The following is a 19,494-nucleotide window of genomic DNA, read 5'->3' as shown; positions in this document are numbered from 1 at the left end:
AACGCGGCCTCCGGACCGCCGGTCGCGCGCCCGCCCCCGGTACCCTGCGATGTCTTGTTGACGCCTCTTGGCGACACCCCTCCTCAAGGTAGCCTTACCTAACCATCTCTCTCTTCGTGGAGGCTCCGCATGCCCGCTGGAGGACCAACGGGGGGCCACGTCCTCCGGAGAGCGCTCGGCGACCAACGCCGCCGGGTCGGCGGGGCGTCGCTCCTCGCCATGGCCCACCAGGCGTGCGAGGCGCTCGTGCCGGTCGTCATCGGCCTGACCATCGACGAGGCGGTGGGGACCGGGTCCGCCGGGGCGCTGCTGCGCTGGCTGCTCGTCCTGGCCGGGCTCTTCCTCGTCCTCTCCACCTGCTACCGGATCTCGGCCCGGTTCGCCGAGGGCGCGGGCGAGAGCGCCGCGCACCGGATCAGGCAGGACCTCGCCGCCCGGGTGCTCGACCCGAGGGGCGGCGCCGACACCGGCCGGCTCCCGGGCGCGCTGACCGCCGTCGCGACCGGCGACGCCCGCCGGGTCGGCTCGGTCGCCTCCGCCCTGCCGTACGCGCTGTCCGCGCTCACCGGACTCGCCGTCAGCGCCGTGGCCCTGCTCCGCGTCTCCGTCCCGCTCGGTCTGCTCGTCCTCCTCGGCGTGCCGCCCCTGCTGTGGATCGGCCACCTCATCAGCCGGCCGCTGGAGCGGCGCAGCGAGGCCGAGCAGGAGCACGCCGCCCACGCCTCCGGCGTCGCCGCCGACCTGGTGGCGGGGCTGCGCGTCCTGAAGGGCATGGGCGCCGAGAGCGCGGCGGTCTCCCGCTACCGGGAGACCAGCCGCGGTTCGCTCGCCTCGGCGCTGCGGGCGGCCAGCAGCCGGGCCTGGCACGACGGCGCCATCCTCGCCCTGACCGGCGTCTTCATCGCGGTGATCGGCCTGGTCGGCGCCCATCTGGCGATGCGCGGCACGATCAGCGTGGGCGACCTGGTGGCGGCCGTCGGCCTCGCCCAGTACCTCCTGGGGCCCTTCCAGCTCCTCACCTACGTCAACGGCGAGTTCGCCCAGGCCCGCGCCTCGGCCGACCGGATCGCCGAGGTCCTCGCCTCGCCCCCGGCCGTCGCCGCCGGGACGGTCCCGCTCCCCTCCCCCGTCACCGGGCGGCTGCGGCTGCGGGGCCTGACCCACGGCGCGCTGCGCGGCCTCGACCTCGACGTGGCGCCCGGCAGCGTCGTCGGCGTGGTCTCCCGGGACCCGGCCGCCGCGAACGACCTGCTGCTCTGCCTGGGCCGCGAACGGGAGCCCGCCGGGGGGACCGTGGAGCTCGACGGCGTCCCGCTGGCCGACCTCGACCCCGGCGACGCCCGCCGGGCGATCCTGGTCGCCCACCACGACGCCGACCTGTTCGAGGACAGTCTCCTCGCCAACGTACGGGCCGGGGCGGGCGACGGAGCGCCGGACGTCGGTCCCGCGCTCGCCGCCGCCGCGGCGGACGACGTCGCCGACGCCCTGCCCGACGGCGTGCACACCGTCCTCGCCGAGCGGGGCCGCTCCCTCTCCGGCGGCCAGCGCCAGCGGGTCGCGCTCGCCCGCGCCCTGGCCGCCGACCCGCCGGTCCTGGTCGTCCACGACCCGACCACGGCCGTCGACACCGTCACCGAGGCCCGCATCGCCGCCCGGCTGCGGGAGCTGCGGCGGGGCCGCACCACCCTCCTGGTCACCACCAGCCCGGCCCTGCTCGCCGGGACCGACGTCGTGGTGATGCTCGACGAGGGGACGGTGGCCGCCGAGGGCAGCCACCCGGAGCTCGTCGCCTCCCACGAGACGTACCGCTCGGCGGTCCTGGCGTGACGGCCGGCCGCGACACGACCGCGCAGGACACCGGAGCGAAGGACGAAGGACGCACGATGAGCGGATCCGGCACGCCCGGGAGCGCGCCCCTGCCCACCGCGACCGGCACGCCCGGGCGCGCCCTCCTGCCCACCGCGACCGGCGCGCAGACCCTCGCCGTCGTGCGCGGGCTGCTGCGCCGCCACCGGCTGCTCGCCGCCGGATCGCTGACCGTCCTGGTCGCCGGCACCGGCGTCGGGCTGCTGACCGCCCCGCTGCTCGGCCGGATCGTGGACCTGGTCGTGGAGCGCAGCGGCACGGCCGCCCTGACCGTGCCGATGGTGCTGCTCCTCGTGGTGGCCGTGGCGCGGGGCGCGGCGACCGCCGTCGGCAAGTCGCTGGTCGCCCGGCTCGGCGAGACGGTCCTCGCGGACCTGCGGGAGCGGTTCATCGCCCGGGCGCTGCGGCTGCCGCTCGAACGGGTCGAGAAGGCCGGCTCGGGCGACCTGACCGCCCGGGTGACGGGCGACGTCACGCTGATCGCGCGGGCGGTCCGGCAGGCCCTGCCCGAGTTCGCGAACGCCTTCCTCACCATCGTCCTGACCCTGGTGGGCCTCACCGTCCTGGACTGGCGCTTCCTGCTCGCCGTCCTCGTCGCCGTCCCGGTGCACGTCCTCACCGTGCGCTGGTACATCCCGCGCGCCGCGAGGATCTACGCCGAGCACCGGATCGCGACCGGCGCCCTCCAGCACCAGCTGCTCGACAGCGTCGGGGGCGTCCGCACCGTACGGGCGTTCCGGCTCACCGGCCGTCACGCGGACCTGCTCGAAGGGCGGTCGGGCGCGGCCGTCGACCTGGCGGCGAGCGGCATGCGCCTGGTCTCCGGCTTCTTCTCCCGCCTGAACGCCGCCGAGTTCCTCGGCATGGCCTCGATCCTGGTCACCGGCTTCCTGCTGGTCGACGCCGGATCGGTCAGCATCGGCACGGCCACGGCGGCGGCGCTCTACTTCCACGGCCTGTTCAACCCGATCAACGCCGCGCTCTTCCTCATCGACGACGCCCAGTCCGCCGGGGCGAGCCTCGCCCGCCTCGTCGGCGTGTCGAGCCTCCCGGCGGAGCGGGAGCCCGAGGAGCGGTCCGCCGCGCCGGTGGACGGCTCGGTCAAGGTGACGGGTCTCGGCCACGCCTACGTGGACGGGCACCCGGTGCTCCACGAGGTCGACCTCGACGTGCGGTGCGGCGAGCGCGTGGCCCTGGTCGGCGCCAGCGGCGCGGGCAAGACCACGCTCGCCAAGCTGATCGCGGGCGTCCACGAGCCGGCGGCCGGCGCGATCTCCCTGGGCGGCGTGGACACCCGCGAGCTGGGTCCCGCCGGGGTCCGGCGGGCCGTCACCCTGATCAGCCAGGAGGTCCACGTCTTCTCCGGCCCGCTCGCCGAGGACCTGCGCCTCGCCCGGCCCGGGGCGACGGACGGGGAGCTGCGCGCGGCCCTGGACCACGTCGGCGCCCTGGAGTGGGCCGACGCGCTCCCCGAGGGCCTGGCGACGGTCGTGGGCGAGGGCGGCCACCGGCTCACGGTGACCCAGGCCCAGCACCTGGCCCTGGCCCGGCTCGTCCTCACGGACGCGCCCGTCGCCATCCTCGACGAGGCGACCGCCGACGCGGGCAGCGCGGGCGCCCGGACCCTGGAGACCGCCGCCCTGCGCGCCCTGGAGGGCCGCACGGGCCTGATGGTGGCCCACCGGCTCCCGCAGGCCGCCGCCGCGGACCGGATCGTCGTCCTCGACGGGGGCCGGGTCGTCGAGACCGGCACCCACGAGGACCTGGTCGCGGCGGGCGGGCACTACGCCGAGCTGTGGTCGGCGTGGTCCGACAGCCGTCGCGAACCGGCCGCCGTGCTCGACTAGCTAGGGGGTGTCCTGCCGGTCGGGCCTGATCGACAGGACACCCCCTCACCGGTACGACAGGGTGAAGGGCCCCTCCCGGACGGGAGGGGCCCTTCACCCGTTTCCGGGGCTCAGCCCCGCCCGGCCGCCAGGCTCGCCGGGCGCAGGTCGGTCCAGTGGGTCTCCACGTACTCCACGCAGGCGTCCCGGGTGTCCTCGCCGAAGACGGTGCGCCAGCAGGCCGGCGCCTCCGCGAAGGACGGCCACAGCGAGTGCCGGCCCTCCTCGTCGACCAGGACCAGGAAACGGCCCGGCGGGTCCTCGAACGGGTTGGTGGTCATGCGTCGTCACTCCTCGTGGACATGGCGGTGAACAGCTCCGAGAGCGGCTGCTCCGGGTCGGTGACCACGGCGCGCAGCAGGCACTGGAGTTCGTCGGCGAGCCGCCGCGCCTTGGCGGCGCCGAACAGGTCGGTCGCGTGGATGAGGCCGCAGTGGACCGGGCCCTCGCCCAGCGGCTCGTAGAAGCTGAGGGTCAGCCGGGCCCGCGTGGAGCCGGTCGGCACGGCGTCGAGGGAGCCGACGCCGCCCTCCAGGCGGTCGAGGTCCGCCTGTTCGTGGTGGATCACCATGACCTGCGGGCCCTCCGGGGGCAGCCCGGCCGCGCGGGCCACCTCCTCGAAGGGGACCTCCTGGCGGTCGAGGGCGCTCAGGGTGGTCTCCCGGACCCGGGAGAGCAGTTCGGCGAAGGTGGGGTCCCCGGCCGTGTCGGTGCGCAGGACGAGCGTGTTGAAGAAGCAGCCCACGAGGTCCGCGAGCCGGTCGTCCGTGCGCCCCGCGACCATCGTGCCGAGCGGCAGGTCGGTGCCCGCGCCGTGGGCGGTGAGCAGGGCGGCCAGGGCGGAGTGCAGGACCATGAACATGCTGGTGCCGGTCGCCCGGGCCAGCTCGTCGACGGACGCGTGCAGCTTCTCGTCCAGGACGAAGCCGATGTGGTCCGCGCCGGGCCCGGAGGCGCGCGGGCCGTCGGCGGGGAGGGCGAGCGCGGCCGGCGCGTCCTTCAGGGCCTGCCGCCAGTACGCGAGCTGGCGGGCCGCCCTGCTGTCCGGGTCGCCGGGGTCGCCGAGGACCTCGCGGGCCCAGCGGGCGTAGTCCGTGTACGAGACGGGCAGCGGCTCCCAGTCGGGCGCCCGGCCCTGCGTGCGGGCCGTGTAGGCGGACGTCAGGTCGCGGAAGAGCGGGACGACCGACCATTCGTCGACGGCCAGGTAGTGCAGGGTCAGGAGCAGCGACTGCCGTCCGTCGGGGCCGGTCAGGAGGTGGGCCCGCAGCGGTGCCCCGCGGTCCGGCGCGGGGGCTCCCCCGGCCAGTTCCCGCAGGCGGGCCTCCGGGTCGGCGCTCTCCTCCCGCACCAGGGCGGGCGGTGCGGCGTCGACGAGGTGCAGGACGCCGTCGCGTTCGGCGAAGGCGGTGCGCAGCGGCTCGTGGCGGGCCGCCACGTCGGCGAGCGCGGCCGCCAGGGCGTCCGCGTCCAGTCCGCCGGGCGAGCGGAGGACCAGGGCGTGGTCGAAGGCGGGGACGCGGCGGGACGCGTCCCACTGGAGGCGCTGGACGGGCGCGGCGGGCCGGGGCCTCCCGGGGGCCGCGGCGGGCAGGAGCGCCGGGCGGGCCGCGGCGGCGCCCTTCAGCTTGGCCTCCAGGCCGGCGACCGTGAGGGCGTCGAAGACGTCGCGGATGCTGAGCTCCACCCCGAACTCGGCGCGGATGCGGCCCAGGAGCCGCATCGAGGCCATGGAGTGGCCGCCGAGCGCGAAGAAGTTGTCGTGGACGCCGACCCGGTCGAGGCGGAGGATCTCGCGGAACAGTCCGGCGAGCCTCTCCTGCGTCTCGTTCGCCGGGCGGGTGTCGCCGGTCATGGCGGCCCAGTCCGGCGCGGGCAGCGCCTTCCGGTCGAGCTTGCCGTTGGGCGTGAGGGGCAGCGGTCCGTCGAGCGCGACGACGAGCGCCGGGACCATGTACTCCGGCAGGAGGCCGGCCGTGTGGGCGCGCAGCTCCTGCGGGTCGGGCTCCCGCTCCCCCGCCTCCGGCACGGCGTAGCCGACCAGGCGCACGATGTCGCCGTCGCGGTCGGGCACCACGGCGGCCTGGGACACCGACGGGTGGGAGGCGAGCGCCGCCTCGATCTCGCCGAGTTCGATGCGGAAGCCCCGCACCTTCACCTGGGTGTCGACGCGGCCGAGGAAGTCGACGTTGCCGTCGGCGCGCCAGCGGGCGCGGTCTCCGGTCCGGTACATGCGGCTGCCGGGCGGGCCGTACGGGTCGGCCACGAACCGCTCCGAGGTCAGTCCGGGCTTGCCGAGGTAGCCGCGCGCGAGGCCGCGTCCGGAGACGTACAGCTCGCCCGCGACGCCGGGCGGGACCGGCGCGAGGCGCTCGTCGAGGACGTAGCAGCGGGTGTTGGGGTCGGGCCGGCCGATGGGGACCCGGCCGGACGGGCGGCCCGGGTGCTCGCGGGCGGGCCACAGGGTGGAGTTGACGGTCGCCTCGGTCAGCCCGTACGCGCAGATCAGGTGGGCGGTGGTGCCGAAGCGCTCGAAGAGGTCCGGCGGCACGGTCTCGGTGCCGACGAGGACGGTCGACCCCTCGGGCAGGGCGCAGCCGGGCGGCAGCGCGGAGACGAGGGACGGCGGCAGGATCATGTGGGTGATCCGCTGGTCGGCGAGGAAGTCGGTGAGGGCGGGGCCCGCGACCCGGGCCTCGTCGGTGATCAGGACGAGCCGGCCGCCGTGGCAGAGGGCCATGGCCAGTTCGAAGACGAAGACGTCGAAGCCGACGGAGGCGAACTGCAGGACGCGGCTGTCGCGTTCCAGGCCCATCCGGTCGACGGCGGTGGCGACCAGGCTGGCGATCCCCTCGTGGGGGACGACGACGCCCTTGGGGCGGCCGGTGGAGCCGGAGGTGTAGATGACGTACGCGGCCGTGTCCAGGACGGCGGGTCCGCTGCCGAGCGGGGCGTCCGGCAGGTCGCGCGGGGCGGCGGCCGACGGTCCGTCGAGCAGCAGCACCGGTACGCCGGGCACCTCGGGGATCTTGCCCGCGACCGGTTCGGTGCCGACGATCAGGGCCGCGCGGGAGTCCTCGATCATGTACGCGAGGCGGTCGGCCGGGTGGACCGGGTCGAGCGGCAGGAACGCGGCGCCCAGCTTCATGGCGGCGAGGACCGTGGCGACCGTGTCGACCGAGCGGGGCACGGCCACGCCGACGACGCTCTCGGGTCCGACGCCCCGGGCGGCCAGGAGGGCGGCGACGCGGTCGGCGCGGGCGTCGAGTTCGGCGTACGTCACGGAGCGGGAGCGCTCCACGACGGCGACCGCGTCGGGACGCTCGGCGCGCCGCCGGGCGAAGAGGGCCGGGAAGGTCTCCTCGTCGACCGCGCGGGCCGTGGCGTTGAACTCCTCCAGGACCAGGTGCCGTTCGGCGCCGTCCAGGATCTCGGCCCGGGAGACGGGCCGTTCGGGCGCGGCGACCAGGGCCGCGACGAGGGTCCGCAGGCGCTCCCCGATCCGCTCGGCGGTCTCCCGGTCGAAGAGCTCCGCGGCGAACTCCAGGCGGCAGCCGAGGGAGCCGGGGCCGCCGTCGGCTGGGGTGTGCTCGGTGAAGGAGAACACCAGGTCGAACTTGGCCGAGCGGATGCGGAAGGGCAGGTACGCGGCGGTCAGGCCGGGCAGTGCGAGGGCGTCCCCGGTGCGGGCGTGGTGGCCGACCATCACCTGGAAGAGGGGGTTGCGGGAGAGCGACCGGGTCGGGTTGAGCTTCTCCACCACCGCCTCGAAGGGCACGTCCGCGTGCGAGAACGCGGCGAGGTCGGTCTCCCTGACCCGGGCGAGGAGCTCGGTGAAGCTCGGGTCGCCGCTCAGGTCGGTGCGGAGCACCAGGGTGTTGACGAAGAAGCCCACGAGGTCGTCCAGGGCCTCGTCGCCCCGGCCCGCGATGGGCGCGCCGAGGGGGATGTCGGTGCCGGCGCCCAAGCGGTGGAGGAGGGCGGCCACGGCGGCGTGCACCACCATGAACATGGTGGCGCCGGTCTCCCGGGCGAGCCGCCTCAGGCCCTCGTGGACGTCGGCGTCGAAGACGACGTCGACTTCGGCGCCGGTGAAGGCGGGGCGGGCCGGGCGCGGCCGGTCCGTGGGCAGTTCCAGTTCCTCGGGGGCGCCGTCCAGGGCAGTGCGCCAGTGCTCCAGCTGCCGGGCGGCCCGGCTGTCCGGGTCGGCGGGGTCGCCGAGGAGGCGCTGCTGCCACAGGGCGTAGTCGGCGTACTGGACGGGCAGCGGCTCCCACTCCGGTGCCGTGCCGGCGGTCCGGGCCGCGTAGGCGGTGGCGAGGTCGCGGAGGAAGGGGCGGTCGGACCACTCGTCGGTGGTGATGTGGTGGAGCAGCAGGATCGCGGCGTGGTCCTCGGGGCCGAGCTCCACGAGCGCGGCGCGCAGCGGGAGTTCGGCGGCGAGGTCGAAGGGCCGGTTGACGGCCGTGTCGACCAGGCCGGGCAGCGCGTCCTCGGTGGCGGTGAGCCGCTCGACGGCGGGCCGCGCCTCCCCGGCGGGCAGCACCCGCTGGAACACCCGGCCGTCGCGCTCCGCGAACACGGTGCGCAGGGCCTCGTGCCGGGCCGTGACGTCGGCCAGGGCGGCCTCCCAGGCGTCGGCGTCGAGGGGGCCGCGCAGCCGCAGGACCAGCGGGAAGTTGTAGGCGGCGGAGCCGGAATCGATCCGCTGGACGACCCAGAGGCGCTGCTGGGCGTGGGAGAGCGGCAGCTCGTCGGGGCGCTCGACCGCAGTGAGGGCGGGCCGGGCGGGGCCCTCGGCGCGGTCGACGCGCTCGATCAGCTCGGCGACCGTGGGGGCCTCGAACAGGTCGCGGATGGCGAGTTCGGCGGCGAGCGCGGTGCGGGCGCGGCTGACCAGGCGGGTGGCGAGGAGCGAGTGGCCGCCGAGGTCGAAGAAGTCGTCGTCGATGCCGACGGCCTCCCCGGGCAGTCCGAGGGCGTCCGCGAAGAGGTCCCGGAGGGTCTCCTCGCGCGGGGTGCGCGGGGCGCGGCCGGTTCCGCCGGCGCGGGCGAGGTCGGGGGCGGGCAGGGCGCGGACGTCGAGCTTGCCGTTGACGGTCAGCGGCAGGGTGTCCACGGCGACGAGCGCGGCTGGGACCATGTAGTCGGGCAGGGCGGTCTTAAGGTGGGCGCGGAGCGCCTGCGGGTCGGGGGCGTCCTCCTCCGGCGCGTAGTAGCCGACCAGGCGCTTCGTGCCGGTGTCGGTGTTGACGACGACCGCCGCGTGGGCGACCCCGGGGTGTTCGGACAGGGCCGTGGCGATCTCGCCGAGTTCGACGCGGTAGCCGCGGATCTTGACCTGGTCGTCGGTGCGGCCGAGGAAGTCGAGGAGGCCGTCGGGCCGCTGCCGCACGAGGTCGCCGGTGCGGTACATCCGCTCGCCGGGCTCCCCGAAGGGGTCCGCGACGAAGCGCTCGGCGGTGAGGCCGGGGCGGTCGTGGTAGCCGCGGGCCAGTCCGGTGCCCGCGATGTACAGCTCGCCGGGGCAGCCCGGCGGGACGGGGCGGAGCATGGCGTCGAGGACGTGGGCGCGGGTGTTGCGGATGGGCCGGCCGACCGTCGGGGTCGCGCTGTCGGCCGTCGAGCCGCCGAGGGTGTTGATGGTGTACTCGGTCGGCCCGTACAGGTTGTAGCCGTAGCAGCCGTCGGTGTCCCGCAGCCGGTTCCACACCGTGTCGGAGACGGCCTCGCCGCCGAGCAGGACCAGCGCGGGCCGGTGCTTCCCGGCCGCCTCGTCGTGGTCGAGCAGGCCCTCCTCGACGAGGAGCTGGGCGTAGGTGGGGGTCACGTTGACGACGTCGACCCGGTGCCGGTCGCAGTAGGCGACCAGGGCCTCGGCGTCGCGGCGCAGCTCCTCGTCGCAGACGTGGACCTCGTGGCCCTCGACGAGCCAGAGCAGCTCCTCCCAGGACATGTCGAAGGCGAAGGAGACGGTGTGCGCGATGCGCAGGCGCCGTCCGCCGGCCGAGGCGACGGCCGGGGCGAAGATCTCCTCCTGGTGGTTGAGCTGCATGTTCGTCAGGCCCCGGTAGGGGGTGACGACGCCCTTGGGGCGGCCGGTGGAGCCGGAGGTGTAGATGACGTACGCCGGGTGCTCCAGGCGGCCGGGGGTCCCGCGCGCGAAGGCGGGGCGTTCGGCGTCGGTGATCCCTGCGCCGGACAGGGCGCTCAGCTCGAAGGCGACGTCCGGGTCGTCCAAGGCGATCTCGGGGGCGAGCGGGCCCGTCTCGCCGCGCAGCGTCGGGGCCACGGCGAGGGTGGTGAGCAGGCACAGCGGCCCGGTGTCCTCGACCATCAGGCGCAGCCGGTCGGCCGGGTGGTCCAGGTCGAGCGGCAGGTAGGCGGCGCCGGTGCGCAGGACGGCGAAGAGGGCGACGACCATGTCGAGGGAGCGGGGCAGCGCCAGGGCCACCGTGCGCTCCGGGCCGGCACCGGCGGCCAGCAGCAGCCGGGCCGTCCGGTTGACGCGGGCGTCGAGTTCGGCGTAGGTGAGGGAGCTCTCGCCGAAGACCAGGGCGGTGTCGTCGGGGGTGCGGGCGACCTGGGCCGCGAGCAGGTCGGCGACGGTCTCGTCGGGCACGGGGTCGCGTCCGGCGGCGTGCCCGGCCGTCAGGGCGGCGCGCTCGGCCGGGAGCAGCAGGTCGACGGCGGCGGTGCGGACGGTGGCGGCGCCGGGTCCGTCGAGGAGGTCCGCGAGCCGTTCCAGGACGGTCGTGAACCGGTCGAGGACCGTGGTGGCGGCCTCGGCGTCGAACAGGTCGGGGCGGGCCGCGAGGGTGACCCGGATCCGGGTGCCGGGGGTGACGATCAGGGTCAGCGGGAAGTGGGTGCCGTCGACGTTGGACACGCCGGTGATGCCGTGCCGGCGCCGGAGTTCGGCGGCCCGGTCCTCGCCGTCGGCGGAGCGCAGCACGAAGAGGGTGTCGAAGAGGCGGCGGTGGCCGGTCTCCCGCTGGAGGGCGCCGAGGCCGACGTGCTCGTACGGCATGACGGCGGCCCGCTCGGTCTGGAGGCGGCGCAGCAGGTCGAGCAGCGGCTCGTCGGGGGCGAACGCGGTCCGGGCCGGGACGGTGTTGAGGAACATGCCGATGATCCCGGCGGCGTTCGGCAGGTCGGCGGGGCGGCCGGCGACCGCCGTGCCGAAGGCGACGTCGCCGCGGCCGGTGGCGGCGGAGAGGACCAGGCCCCAGGCGGCGTTGAGGACCGTGTTCGGGGTGAGGCCGTGGCGGCGGGCGGCGGCGCGCAGCCGGTCGCTCGTGCGCTCCGTCAGGACCGCGTCGAAGTCGGCCGGGATGACCGGGCCGGCGTCGCGGCCGGTCGGGGCGACCAGGGTCGGTTCGTCGAAGCCGGCGAGGGCGTCGCGCCAGGCGTCGACGGCCTCGGCGGTGTCCTGGCCGTCCAGCCAGGCGAGGTAGTCGCGGTACGAGCCGGGGGCGGGCAGCCCGGTGGGGTCGCCGCCGTTCTCGTACAGGGTGAACAGCTCCTCCAGGAAGAGCCAGGCGGACCAGCCGTCCCACAGGATGAGGTGGTGGGTGACGACGAGCCGGTCGCGGCCTTCGGGGAGGCGGATCAGGTGGAGGCGGCAGAGCGGCGGGGCCGACAGGCCGAAGCGCCGCCGGCGGTCGGCCGCGAGGATCTCCTCCACGCGTGCGTGCCGCTCGTCGGCGGGCAGCGCGCTCAGGTCGGTCTCGGTCAGCGGGATCTCGGCGCCGTCGACGACGAACTGGACGGGCCGGGGCAGGCCGTCGCCGGTGAACCCGGCGCGCAGTCCCTCGTTGCGGTCGAGGAGCGTCCGGCAGGCGGCGCGCAGCCGGTCGGCGTCGAGGCGGTGGTCGAGGTCCAGGGTCTCCTGCGACAGGTAGACGTCGAGGGCGTCCCCGGCGTCGTAGGTGGCGTGGAAGTACATGCCCTCCTGGAGCGGGGAGAGCGGCCAGACGTCGGCGACCGGCAGTCCCGCTGCGGCCTCGGCGACGCGGGCGGTCTCCTCGTCGGTCAGCTCCAGGCCGCCGAGGGGGGCGGCCGGTGCCTGCGGCTCCTCAGGGGGCGCGGCGGCGGTGAGCTGGTCGAGGAGGGCCTTGAGGGCGGGGTCGACGGCCGCGCCCGCCAGTCCCTGCTGGGCCAGAACGGCCTGGAGCGCGGCGGCGGCCTGTCCGGCGTCGGTGGCGGAGACCGTGACGGCGGGGGCCCCGGTGCTCTCGCGGGGTCCGGGCGCGGGCTCGGCCGGTGCCGCCGCCGCGAGCGCGGCGGGCGTGCGGTGCCGGAACACGTCGCGCGGGCTGATCGTCAGTCCCCTCTCGCGGGCCCCGGTCGCGACGGCGATCGAGGTGAGGCTGTCGCCGCCGAGGACGAAGAAGTCGTCGTCGGCGGCGATGCCGGGAACGCCGAGGACGGTGGTGAAGACCTCGCACAGGGCGCGTTCGCGGGCGTCGCGGGGCGCGCGTCCGCCGGCCCGGGGGGCGGTGGACGGCGCGGGCAGGGCGTTCTGGTCGAGCTTGCCGCTGGGCGTCAGGGGCAGCGCGTCGAGGACGACGACGGCGCTCGGCACCAGGGGGGCGGGCAGGGCTTCGGCGAGGGCGTCGCGCAGGGCGTCGGCGTCCGGCGCGGGCGCGCCGGGGGCGGGCACCGCGTAGCCGACGAGGGCGCCGTCGCGGACGACCACGGCGGCGCGGGCCACGCCGGGCAGTCCGGCGAGGACGGTCTCGATCTCGCCGGGTTCGACGCGGTTGCCCCGGATCTTGACCTGCCGGTCGGTGCGGCCGAGGTACTCGACGGCGCCGTCGGCCCGGCGGCGGACGAGGTCGCCGGTGCGGTACATGCGGCTGCCGGGCGCCCCGAAGGGGTCGGCGACGAACCGCTCGGCGGTCAGGGCGTGCCGCCCGTGGTAGCCGCGCGCCAGCTGGACCCCGGCGAGGTACAGCTCGCCGGGCACGCCGTCCGGGACGGGCCGCAGGAAGGAGTCGAGCACGTGCAGGCGGGTGTTCCAGACGGGCCGGCCGATCGGGACGGCGGGCTCGTCGGCGCCCTCGTACGGGAAGTGCGTGACGTCGACGGCGGCCTCGGTGGGCCCGTACAGGTTGTGCAGCGGTACGGGTCCCCGGCCGGGCCGGGAGGTCAGCTCCGCCCAGCGGCGGGCGTCGGGGCCGCTGAGCGCCTCGCCGCTGCAGAACGCCCTGCGCAGGGGCGCCGCCCAGGCGGGGCCGGCGGGCGCGGCCTCCAGGGCCTGGACGAAGGCGGCCAGCATCGAGGGGACGAAGTGCAGGGTGGTGATCCGCTCGGCGCGGATCAGTTCGGCCAGGTAGCCGGGGTCGCGGTGGCCGTCGGGGCGGGCGAGGACGACGGCGGCGCCCTCGGTCAGGGCCCAGAAGAACTCCCACACGGACACGTCGAAGCCGGCCGGGGTCTTCTGGAGGACCCGGTCGTCGGCGGTCAGCCCGTACTCCCCCTGCATCCAGGCGAGGCGGTTGACGATCGCCCGGTGGGTGACGGCGACGCCCTTGGGGCGGCCGGTGGAGCCGGAGGTGTAGATGAGGTAGGCCGGGTGGTCGGGGCCCGCGTCCGCGCGGGGCGCGTCGGGGGCCTCCTCCTCCCGGTCCACGAGGACGGTGTCGAGGCCCGGGACGCCGGGCAGCCGGCCGGCGGCTTCGGCGGTGGTGACGACCGTGCGCGCGCCGGAGTCGGCGAGCACGAACGCGACCCGGTCGGCGGGGTAGTCGAGGTCGACGGGCAGGTAGGCGGCGCCCGCCCTGTGGACGCCGAGGAGGGCGACCATCAGCTCGGCCGAGCGGGGCACCGCGACGGCGACGAACTCCTCGGGGCCCGCGCCCCGGGCCCGCAGCCGCCGGGCGAGGGCCTCGGCGCGGCGGTCGAGTTCCGCGTACGTGAGGGTGGCGCCCCCGTACACGACGGCGGGCGCGTCGGGGGTCAGGGCGGCCCGCGCGGCGAAGAGGGACGCGAGGGTGGCGTCCGGGTCGGGGAGCGGGTGGTCGGTGGCGTTCAGCGCGGCGAGGCGCTCCTCCTCCCGGTCGGAAAGGAGGGCGACGCGGGCGGTCGGGCGGCCGGGGTCGGTGGCGAAGGCGCGCAGCAGCGCCTCGAAGCGGTGCGCGACGACGGCGACGGTCAGCCGGTCGAGGCGGTCCGGGTCGTGGGTGAAGCGGAGCGACAGGTGTCCCTCGCGGAGCTCGGCGACGAGCGCGAGCGGGTAGTGGACGGCGTCGAGCACCTCGGTGCCGGTGACCAGCGGGGTGGCGGCGGGCGGACCTGCCGGGTGGTTCTCGAACACCACGAGGGTGTCGAAGAGTTCGCCGCCGCCCGCGAGCCGCTGGATGTCGGCGAGGCCGAGGTGCTGGTGGTCGAGGAGGGCCGCGTGGTCGTCCTGGACGCGCCGCAGCAGCGCGGCGAGGGGTTCGTCGGCGCGCAGCCGGACCCGGACGGGGACGGTGTTGATGAAGAGGCCCACGGCCGCGTCCAGGCCCTCGACCTCGGTGGTGCGGCCGGAGACGGTGCTGCCGAAGACGACGTCCCGGGCGCCGGTCAGGCCGCCGAGGAGGAGGGCCCAGGCGCCGTTGAGGACGGTGCTCGGGGTGAGGCCCTCGCGCCGGGCGCGGGCGGTCAGTTCGGCGGTCAGCGCCTCGGGCAGGCGCACGTCGACGCGCTCGGTGCGGGTGCGGGGCGCGTCGGCGCCGCCGGTGGTGGCGTCGGTCCCGTGTCCGGCGGCCCTGTCGTCCCCGGTGGGGGTCCCGGAGAGGTCGGGCAGCCGGGTCGGGCCCTCCAGGCCGGTCAGCGCTTCGCGCCAGGCGTCACGGGCGGCGTCGCGGTCGCGCGTGGCCAGCCAGGCCAGGTAGGGGCGCGGGTCGGCGGGCCCGGGCAGGGCCTCCCCCGCGTACGCGGCGGTCAGTTCGCGCAGCAGGACGGTGACGGACCAGGCGTCGGCGACGATGTGGTGCAGGGTGAGCAGGAGCCGGTGGCGGTGTCCGTCGCGGACCAGGGTGGCGCGCAGCAGCGGCGGTTCGGCCGGGTCGAAGCCCCGGGCGCGGTCCTGCCGCAGGATCTCGTCCAGGCCGGTGCGGGCCGTGTCGGCCTCGTGCCACGGGAGGGCCGCGCGGTCCGCGAGCCGCTGGACGACCTCGCCGCCGGGGAGCTGCCGGAAGGAGGCGCGCAGCAGCGGGTGCCGGTCGAGGAGCAGTTGGAGGGCGGCGCGCAGCCGGTCCGGGTCGACGGGGTCCGCGAGGTCGAGGAGTTCCTGGACCACGTACAGGTCGTCGGCGTCCTCGTCGTACACCGCGTGGAAGAAGAACCCCTCCTGGAGCGGCGAGACGGGCAGGGCGTCCTCGTCGAGGGCGCTCGCCGGGAGCGGCGCGGGTCCGGGGGTGACCGGGGCGGCGTGCGCGGCGAGGGCCGCGACCGTGCGCAGCCGGAAGACGTCGCGCGGGGTGAGCGCGAGGCCGGCGGCGCGGGCGCGGTTGACGAGCTGGATCGCGACGATGCTGTCGCCGCCCAGCTCGAAGAAGCTGTCGTGGACGCCGACCGACGGCAGGCCGAGGACCTCGGCGAAGAGCGCGGCGAGCGCGGTCTCGTCGGGGGTGGTGGGCGCGTCGTCGCCGGCCATCGCGGTCCAGCGGGGCTCGGGCAGGGCGCGGCGGTCGAGCTTGCCGTTCGGGGTGAGCGGCAGGGGCCCGTCGAGGCGGACGAGGGCGGAGGGGACCATGGGGGCGGGGAGGGTCGCGGCGATCCGGGCGCGGGCCGCGGCGACGGCGGCGTCGGCCGCTTCGGCGTCCGTGCCGGTCCCGGCCACGAGGTAGCCGACGAGGCGCTTGACGCCGCGGTGGTCGTCGCGGGCGAGGACGGCGGCCTGGGCGATGCCGGGGCAGGCCATGAAGGCGCTCTCGACCTCGCCGGGTTCGACGCGGTGGCCGCGGATCTTGATCTGGCCGTCGGCGCGGCCGAGGAACTCCAGGTTGCCGTCGGCGCTCCAGCGGACCCGGTCGCCGGTGCGGTACATGCGGGCGCCGGGCTCGTCGGCGTACGGGTCGGCGACGAAGCGCTCCGAGGTGAGTCCGGGCTGGCCCAGGTATCCGCGGGCGAGGCCGCGCCCGCCGACGTACAGCTCGCCCTCGGCGCCGGCGGGGGCGGGCCGCAGGGCCGAGTCGAGGACGTAGGCGCGGGTGTTGGGGTCGGGGCGGCCGATGGGGGCGGGGCCGGGCCGGTCGGCGTCGGCGAGCCAGAGGGTGGAGTTGACGGTGGCCTCGGTGAGGCCGTAGGCGACGACGACCCGGACGCGCCCGGCCCAGCGGGCGATGAGTTCGCCGGGCACGGCCTCCGTGCCGACGACGAGGACGGAGCCGTCGGGCAGGTCGCACTCCGGCGGCAGCGCGGAGACGAGGGAGGGCGGCAGGATCATGTGGGTGGCGCGGTGGTGGGCGATGTAGTCCGTGAGGGCCGGTCCGGCGACGCGGCGCTCGGCGGGGACGAGGATCACCCGGCCGCCGACGCACAGCGACATGACGAGGTCCCAGACGGTGACGTCGAAGCCGGCGGAGGCGAACTGCACGATCCGGCTGTCGGCGGTGACGCCGATGCGGTCGGTGGCGGTGGCGATCAGGCTGCCGACGCCGTCGTGGGAGACCACGACGCCCTTGGGGCGGCCGGTGGAGCCCGAGGTGTAGATGACGTACGCGGCCCCGTCGAGCGTCACGGGGACGGCGGGGTCCGAGGGGTCGAGGGAGTCGCGTGCGGCGGCCGTGGCCGGGTCGTCGAGCAGGACGCGGGCGACGCCGGGAGCGTCGGGCAGCGCGTCGGACAGTTCGCGGGTGGTGACGACCGTGCGGGCGTCGGCGTCCTCCAGCATGTAGGCGATGCGGTCCTGGGGGTGGTCGGCGTCCAGGGGCAGGTAGGCGGCGCCGGCCTTCATGACGGCGAGGAGCGCGATCACCAGGTCCGGGGAGCGGGGCAGGGCGACGGCGACGACGTCCTCGGGGCCCGCGCCCCGGGCGGCGAGGAGCCGGGCGAGGCGGTTCGCGGCGGCGTCCAGCCCGGCGTACGTCAGCTCCTCGTCCTCGCAGACGAGGGCGACGGCGTCGGGGGCGAGGCGGACCCGCTCCGCGAAGGCGGCGGGCCAGGTGGTCTCGGGTGCGGGCCGGGGCGCCGTGCCGAACTCGCCGAGCAGCCGGGCGCGTTCCTCGCCGGAGGTCAGCTCGATGTGTCCGACGGGCCGGCCGGGGTCCCCGGCGAGGGCGTCCAGGACGGCGAGGAAGTGCCGCCGGTGCCCGGCGAGGGCCGCTTCGTCGCAGACGTCGGCGTCCGCGTCGAGGTGGAGCCGGAGGCCGCCGCTCGCGCCGGGGTCCCCGAAGGTGAGGGTGAGGTCGCCGATCGGGCCGAGCCAGTGCGGGACGAACTCGGCCTCGGCCCCGTCGAAGCGGACCCCGTCGGGCTGGGGCAGGACGTTGACGGTGGGGCCGACGAGTTCCCGCACGCCGTCGGTCAGGCCGAGGTCCCTGGCGAGGTCCTCGGCGCGGTAGCGGCTGTGGGCGAGGAGGGCGGAGACGCCCGTGGCGACGTCGTCCAGGAGCCGGGCGGCGGTGGTGTCGGGGCGGACGGTGACGCGCAGCGGCAGGATGTTGGAGACCATGCCGGGGACGTTCCGCACGGCGGGGTCGCGGCGGGCGGTGACGGGGAGGCCGAGGACGAGGTCCTGTTCGCCGGTGGCGCGGTGCAGGTGGGCGGCGACGGCGGCGAGCAGGAGCCGGGACAGCGGCACGCCGGCGGCGTCCGCGCTGGCGCGCAGCCGGGCGACGGCCGCGGGGGCGAGGAGGGTGGTGTCGCGGACGCGGCGGCGCATGGGGGCGGTGGCGCGCGGCAGGAGGCGGACCGGTTCGGGCCGGTCGGCCGTCCGCTCCCGCCAGTAGGCGCGGTCCGCCGCGTGCTGCTCGGAGGAGGTGTACGCGGTGTCGGCGGCGACGAGCCGGGCGAGGGACCAGTCGGGGGCCGGGGCCGCGTCGCCGAGGGTGTGGAGGTCGCCGGCGCGGCGGGTGATCAGGGCGGCGCCGGCGCCGTCGACGAGGAGGTGGTGGTAGCGCTGGTACCACCAGATCCGGTCGTCGGCGATCCGGAGGAGGGCCTGGGCGAAGAGCGGGCCGCCGGCCGGGTCGGCGGGGCGGTCGCGGTCGGCCTCCATCCAGCGGTGGGCGGCCCCTTCGGGGTCGGCCTCGCCCCGCAGGTCGACGCGGGCCACGTCGACGGGGAAGCGGGTGGGGACCTGGCGCGGGGCGCCGTCGGCGTCGGTGATCCGGACGTGCAGGCTCTCCGCCTCCTCCACGGTCCGCCGGACGGCGGTCGCGAGGCGGTCGGGGTCGATGTCTCCGCGGAGTCTCAGGACGAAGGCGATGTTGTAGGCCGAGCCGTCCGGCTCGATCTGCTGGGCCAGCCAGATTCCGGACTGTCCGCCCGTGAGGGGGAGTCCGGCGGCGGTCGTCCGGTCCGACTCGACGTCAAACATCGTTCGAGGGTGCCTTTCCCTGGGGTGCGTCGGTGGGTGGAGCGGGGTGCGGCCGCCCGTCCGCACTCCGCCCGTCCGCCGGCCGGCCGTGGGGCCGGCGGCGGACGGGCGGGGGGGCGCGGAGGGGCCGTCGACGGCTACTTGACGGCCGTCAGGAGCGGCTCGATCTCGTCGATCGCGTAGGGGATCGAGAGGACCGTGTTGAAGGAGAAGGCGGCGCCGATGTCCGGGTCCTGGTAGGGCACGAACAGGTCGCGCTTCTCCTGGTTGACCTTCAGCTTCTTGTAGAGGGGCTCGGCCTTGATGCGGTCGTTGGCCTCGGTGCTGGAGGTGACCCAGACGAGGAGGTCGGCGTCGAGCACGTTCAGCTTCTCCGCGCTGAGCTCGGCGACGTTCCAGCCGGGCTTGGCGAGGGTGTCGATCTCGGGCTTCGGCGTGAAGCCGAGCTCGGAGAAGAAGATCGCCTTGGGGTCGGTCCTGGTGAAGGCCGAGTACTTGCCGGCCTCGAAGCTGTCGGCGACGGTCAGGGTCTTGCCGGCCCACTCGGGGTGCTTCTCGCGGACGGCCCTGAAGCGGGCGTCGACGTCGGTGATCAGCTTCTCGGTCTCGGGGCCCTTGCCGAGCGCCTTGCCGATCTGGCGGGTCATGACCTGCCAGGGGGCGCCGTAGTCGGGGTGCTCCTTGGGCTGGGCGACGACCTTGGCGATCTTGGAGAGGGTGTCGTACTGCTCCTTCTTCATGCCCGAGTACTGCGCGACGATCAGGTCGGGCTCGAGCGCCGCGATCTTCTCGATGTTGTACTCGTCGCGCTCGCCGACGATCCGGGGCGGGGTCGAGCCCCACTTGTCCTTGGTCCACGGCCACTTGCCGTACGGCTGCTCCTTGAACCAGTCCACCGAGCCCACCGGCTTGACGCCCAGGGCGAGCACCGCGTCCTGGTCGGAGAGGCCGAGCGTGACGACCTTCTTCGGTTCGGCGTCGATCGTCGTGCTGCCGTACTTGTGCTCGACGGTCACCGGGAAGGCTCCGGCCGACGACGTGCTCGCGCCCGGCTCGCCCGACGGCTTGGCGCCCCCGGTCTCCTCCGTGCCGCTCCCACAGGCGGCCAGAGCGAGCGCGGCGACGGCGGCGACGGCCGCGCGGGGGACGTTTCCGGCGAACCGCGCCAGAGCGGGGCGTGTACCAGTGGACACGTGTGTTCCTTTCACG

General features: G+C 76.1%; 5 protein-coding genes. 2 read left to right on the top strand and 3 right to left on the bottom strand.

The window, feature by feature from the left end; translation table 11 throughout:
- The first annotated feature begins 129 nt into the window (after positions 1-129).
- Positions 130-1,827, top strand: a complete 1,698-nt coding sequence (locus tag ACIQKA_RS04370; RefSeq protein WP_402539932.1) for an ABC transporter ATP-binding protein — start codon at positions 130-132, stop codon at positions 1,825-1,827.
- A 56-nt stretch (positions 1,828-1,883) separates the two neighbouring features.
- Positions 1,884-3,713, top strand: coding sequence for an ABC transporter ATP-binding protein (locus ACIQKA_RS04365; RefSeq protein ID WP_383150755.1), 1,830 nt, complete (start codon positions 1,884-1,886; stop codon positions 3,711-3,713).
- Between the two features lie 110 nt (positions 3,714-3,823).
- On the opposite strand, the gene ACIQKA_RS04360 is transcribed toward ACIQKA_RS04365, so the two are convergent.
- The 3 genes from ACIQKA_RS04360 to ACIQKA_RS04350 all read right to left on the bottom strand — a co-directional run bounded on the left by ACIQKA_RS04360 (position 3,824) and on the right by ACIQKA_RS04350 (position 19,478).
- Positions 3,824-4,033, bottom strand: a complete 210-nt coding sequence (locus tag ACIQKA_RS04360; protein WP_402539930.1) for an MbtH family protein — start codon at positions 4,031-4,033, stop codon at positions 3,824-3,826.
- Entirely contained in the window at positions 4,030-18,285 is a 14,256-nt protein-coding gene (locus ACIQKA_RS04355) for an amino acid adenylation domain-containing protein (RefSeq protein WP_402539928.1), read from the bottom strand. Before ACIQKA_RS04355 ends, ACIQKA_RS04360 begins: the two co-directional genes overlap by 4 nt.
- Before the next feature lie 137 nt (positions 18,286-18,422).
- Positions 18,423-19,478 carry an iron-siderophore ABC transporter substrate-binding protein gene (locus ACIQKA_RS04350; protein ID WP_402539926.1) on the bottom strand — a complete coding sequence of 352 codons (1,056 nt, stop codon included), beginning with the start codon at positions 19,476-19,478 and terminating at the stop codon, positions 18,423-18,425.
- Between the last annotated feature and the right edge of the window lie 16 nt (positions 19,479-19,494).

It is taken from the genome of Streptomyces sp. NPDC092045 (genome assembly GCF_044756005.1).
Classification (GTDB): domain Bacteria; phylum Actinomycetota; class Actinomycetes; order Streptomycetales; family Streptomycetaceae; genus Streptomyces.
This window is presented reverse-complemented; position numbering and strand designations above follow the sequence as displayed.

Bases quoted from the DNA above. Each gene is read 5' to 3' on its own strand.
- ACIQKA_RS04370 (WP_402539932.1), top strand. From the start codon at position 130: ATGCCCGCTGGAGGACCAACGGGGGGCCACGTCCTCCGGAGAGCGCTC.
- ACIQKA_RS04365 (WP_383150755.1), top strand. From the start codon at position 1,884: ATGAGCGGATCCGGCACGCCCGGGAGCGCGCCCCTGCCCACCGCGACC.
- ACIQKA_RS04360 (WP_402539930.1), bottom strand. From the start codon at position 4,033: ATGACCACCAACCCGTTCGAGGACCCGCCGGGCCGTTTCCTGGTCCTG.
- ACIQKA_RS04355 (WP_402539928.1), bottom strand. From the start codon at position 18,285: ATGTTTGACGTCGAGTCGGACCGGACGACCGCCGCCGGACTCCCCCTC.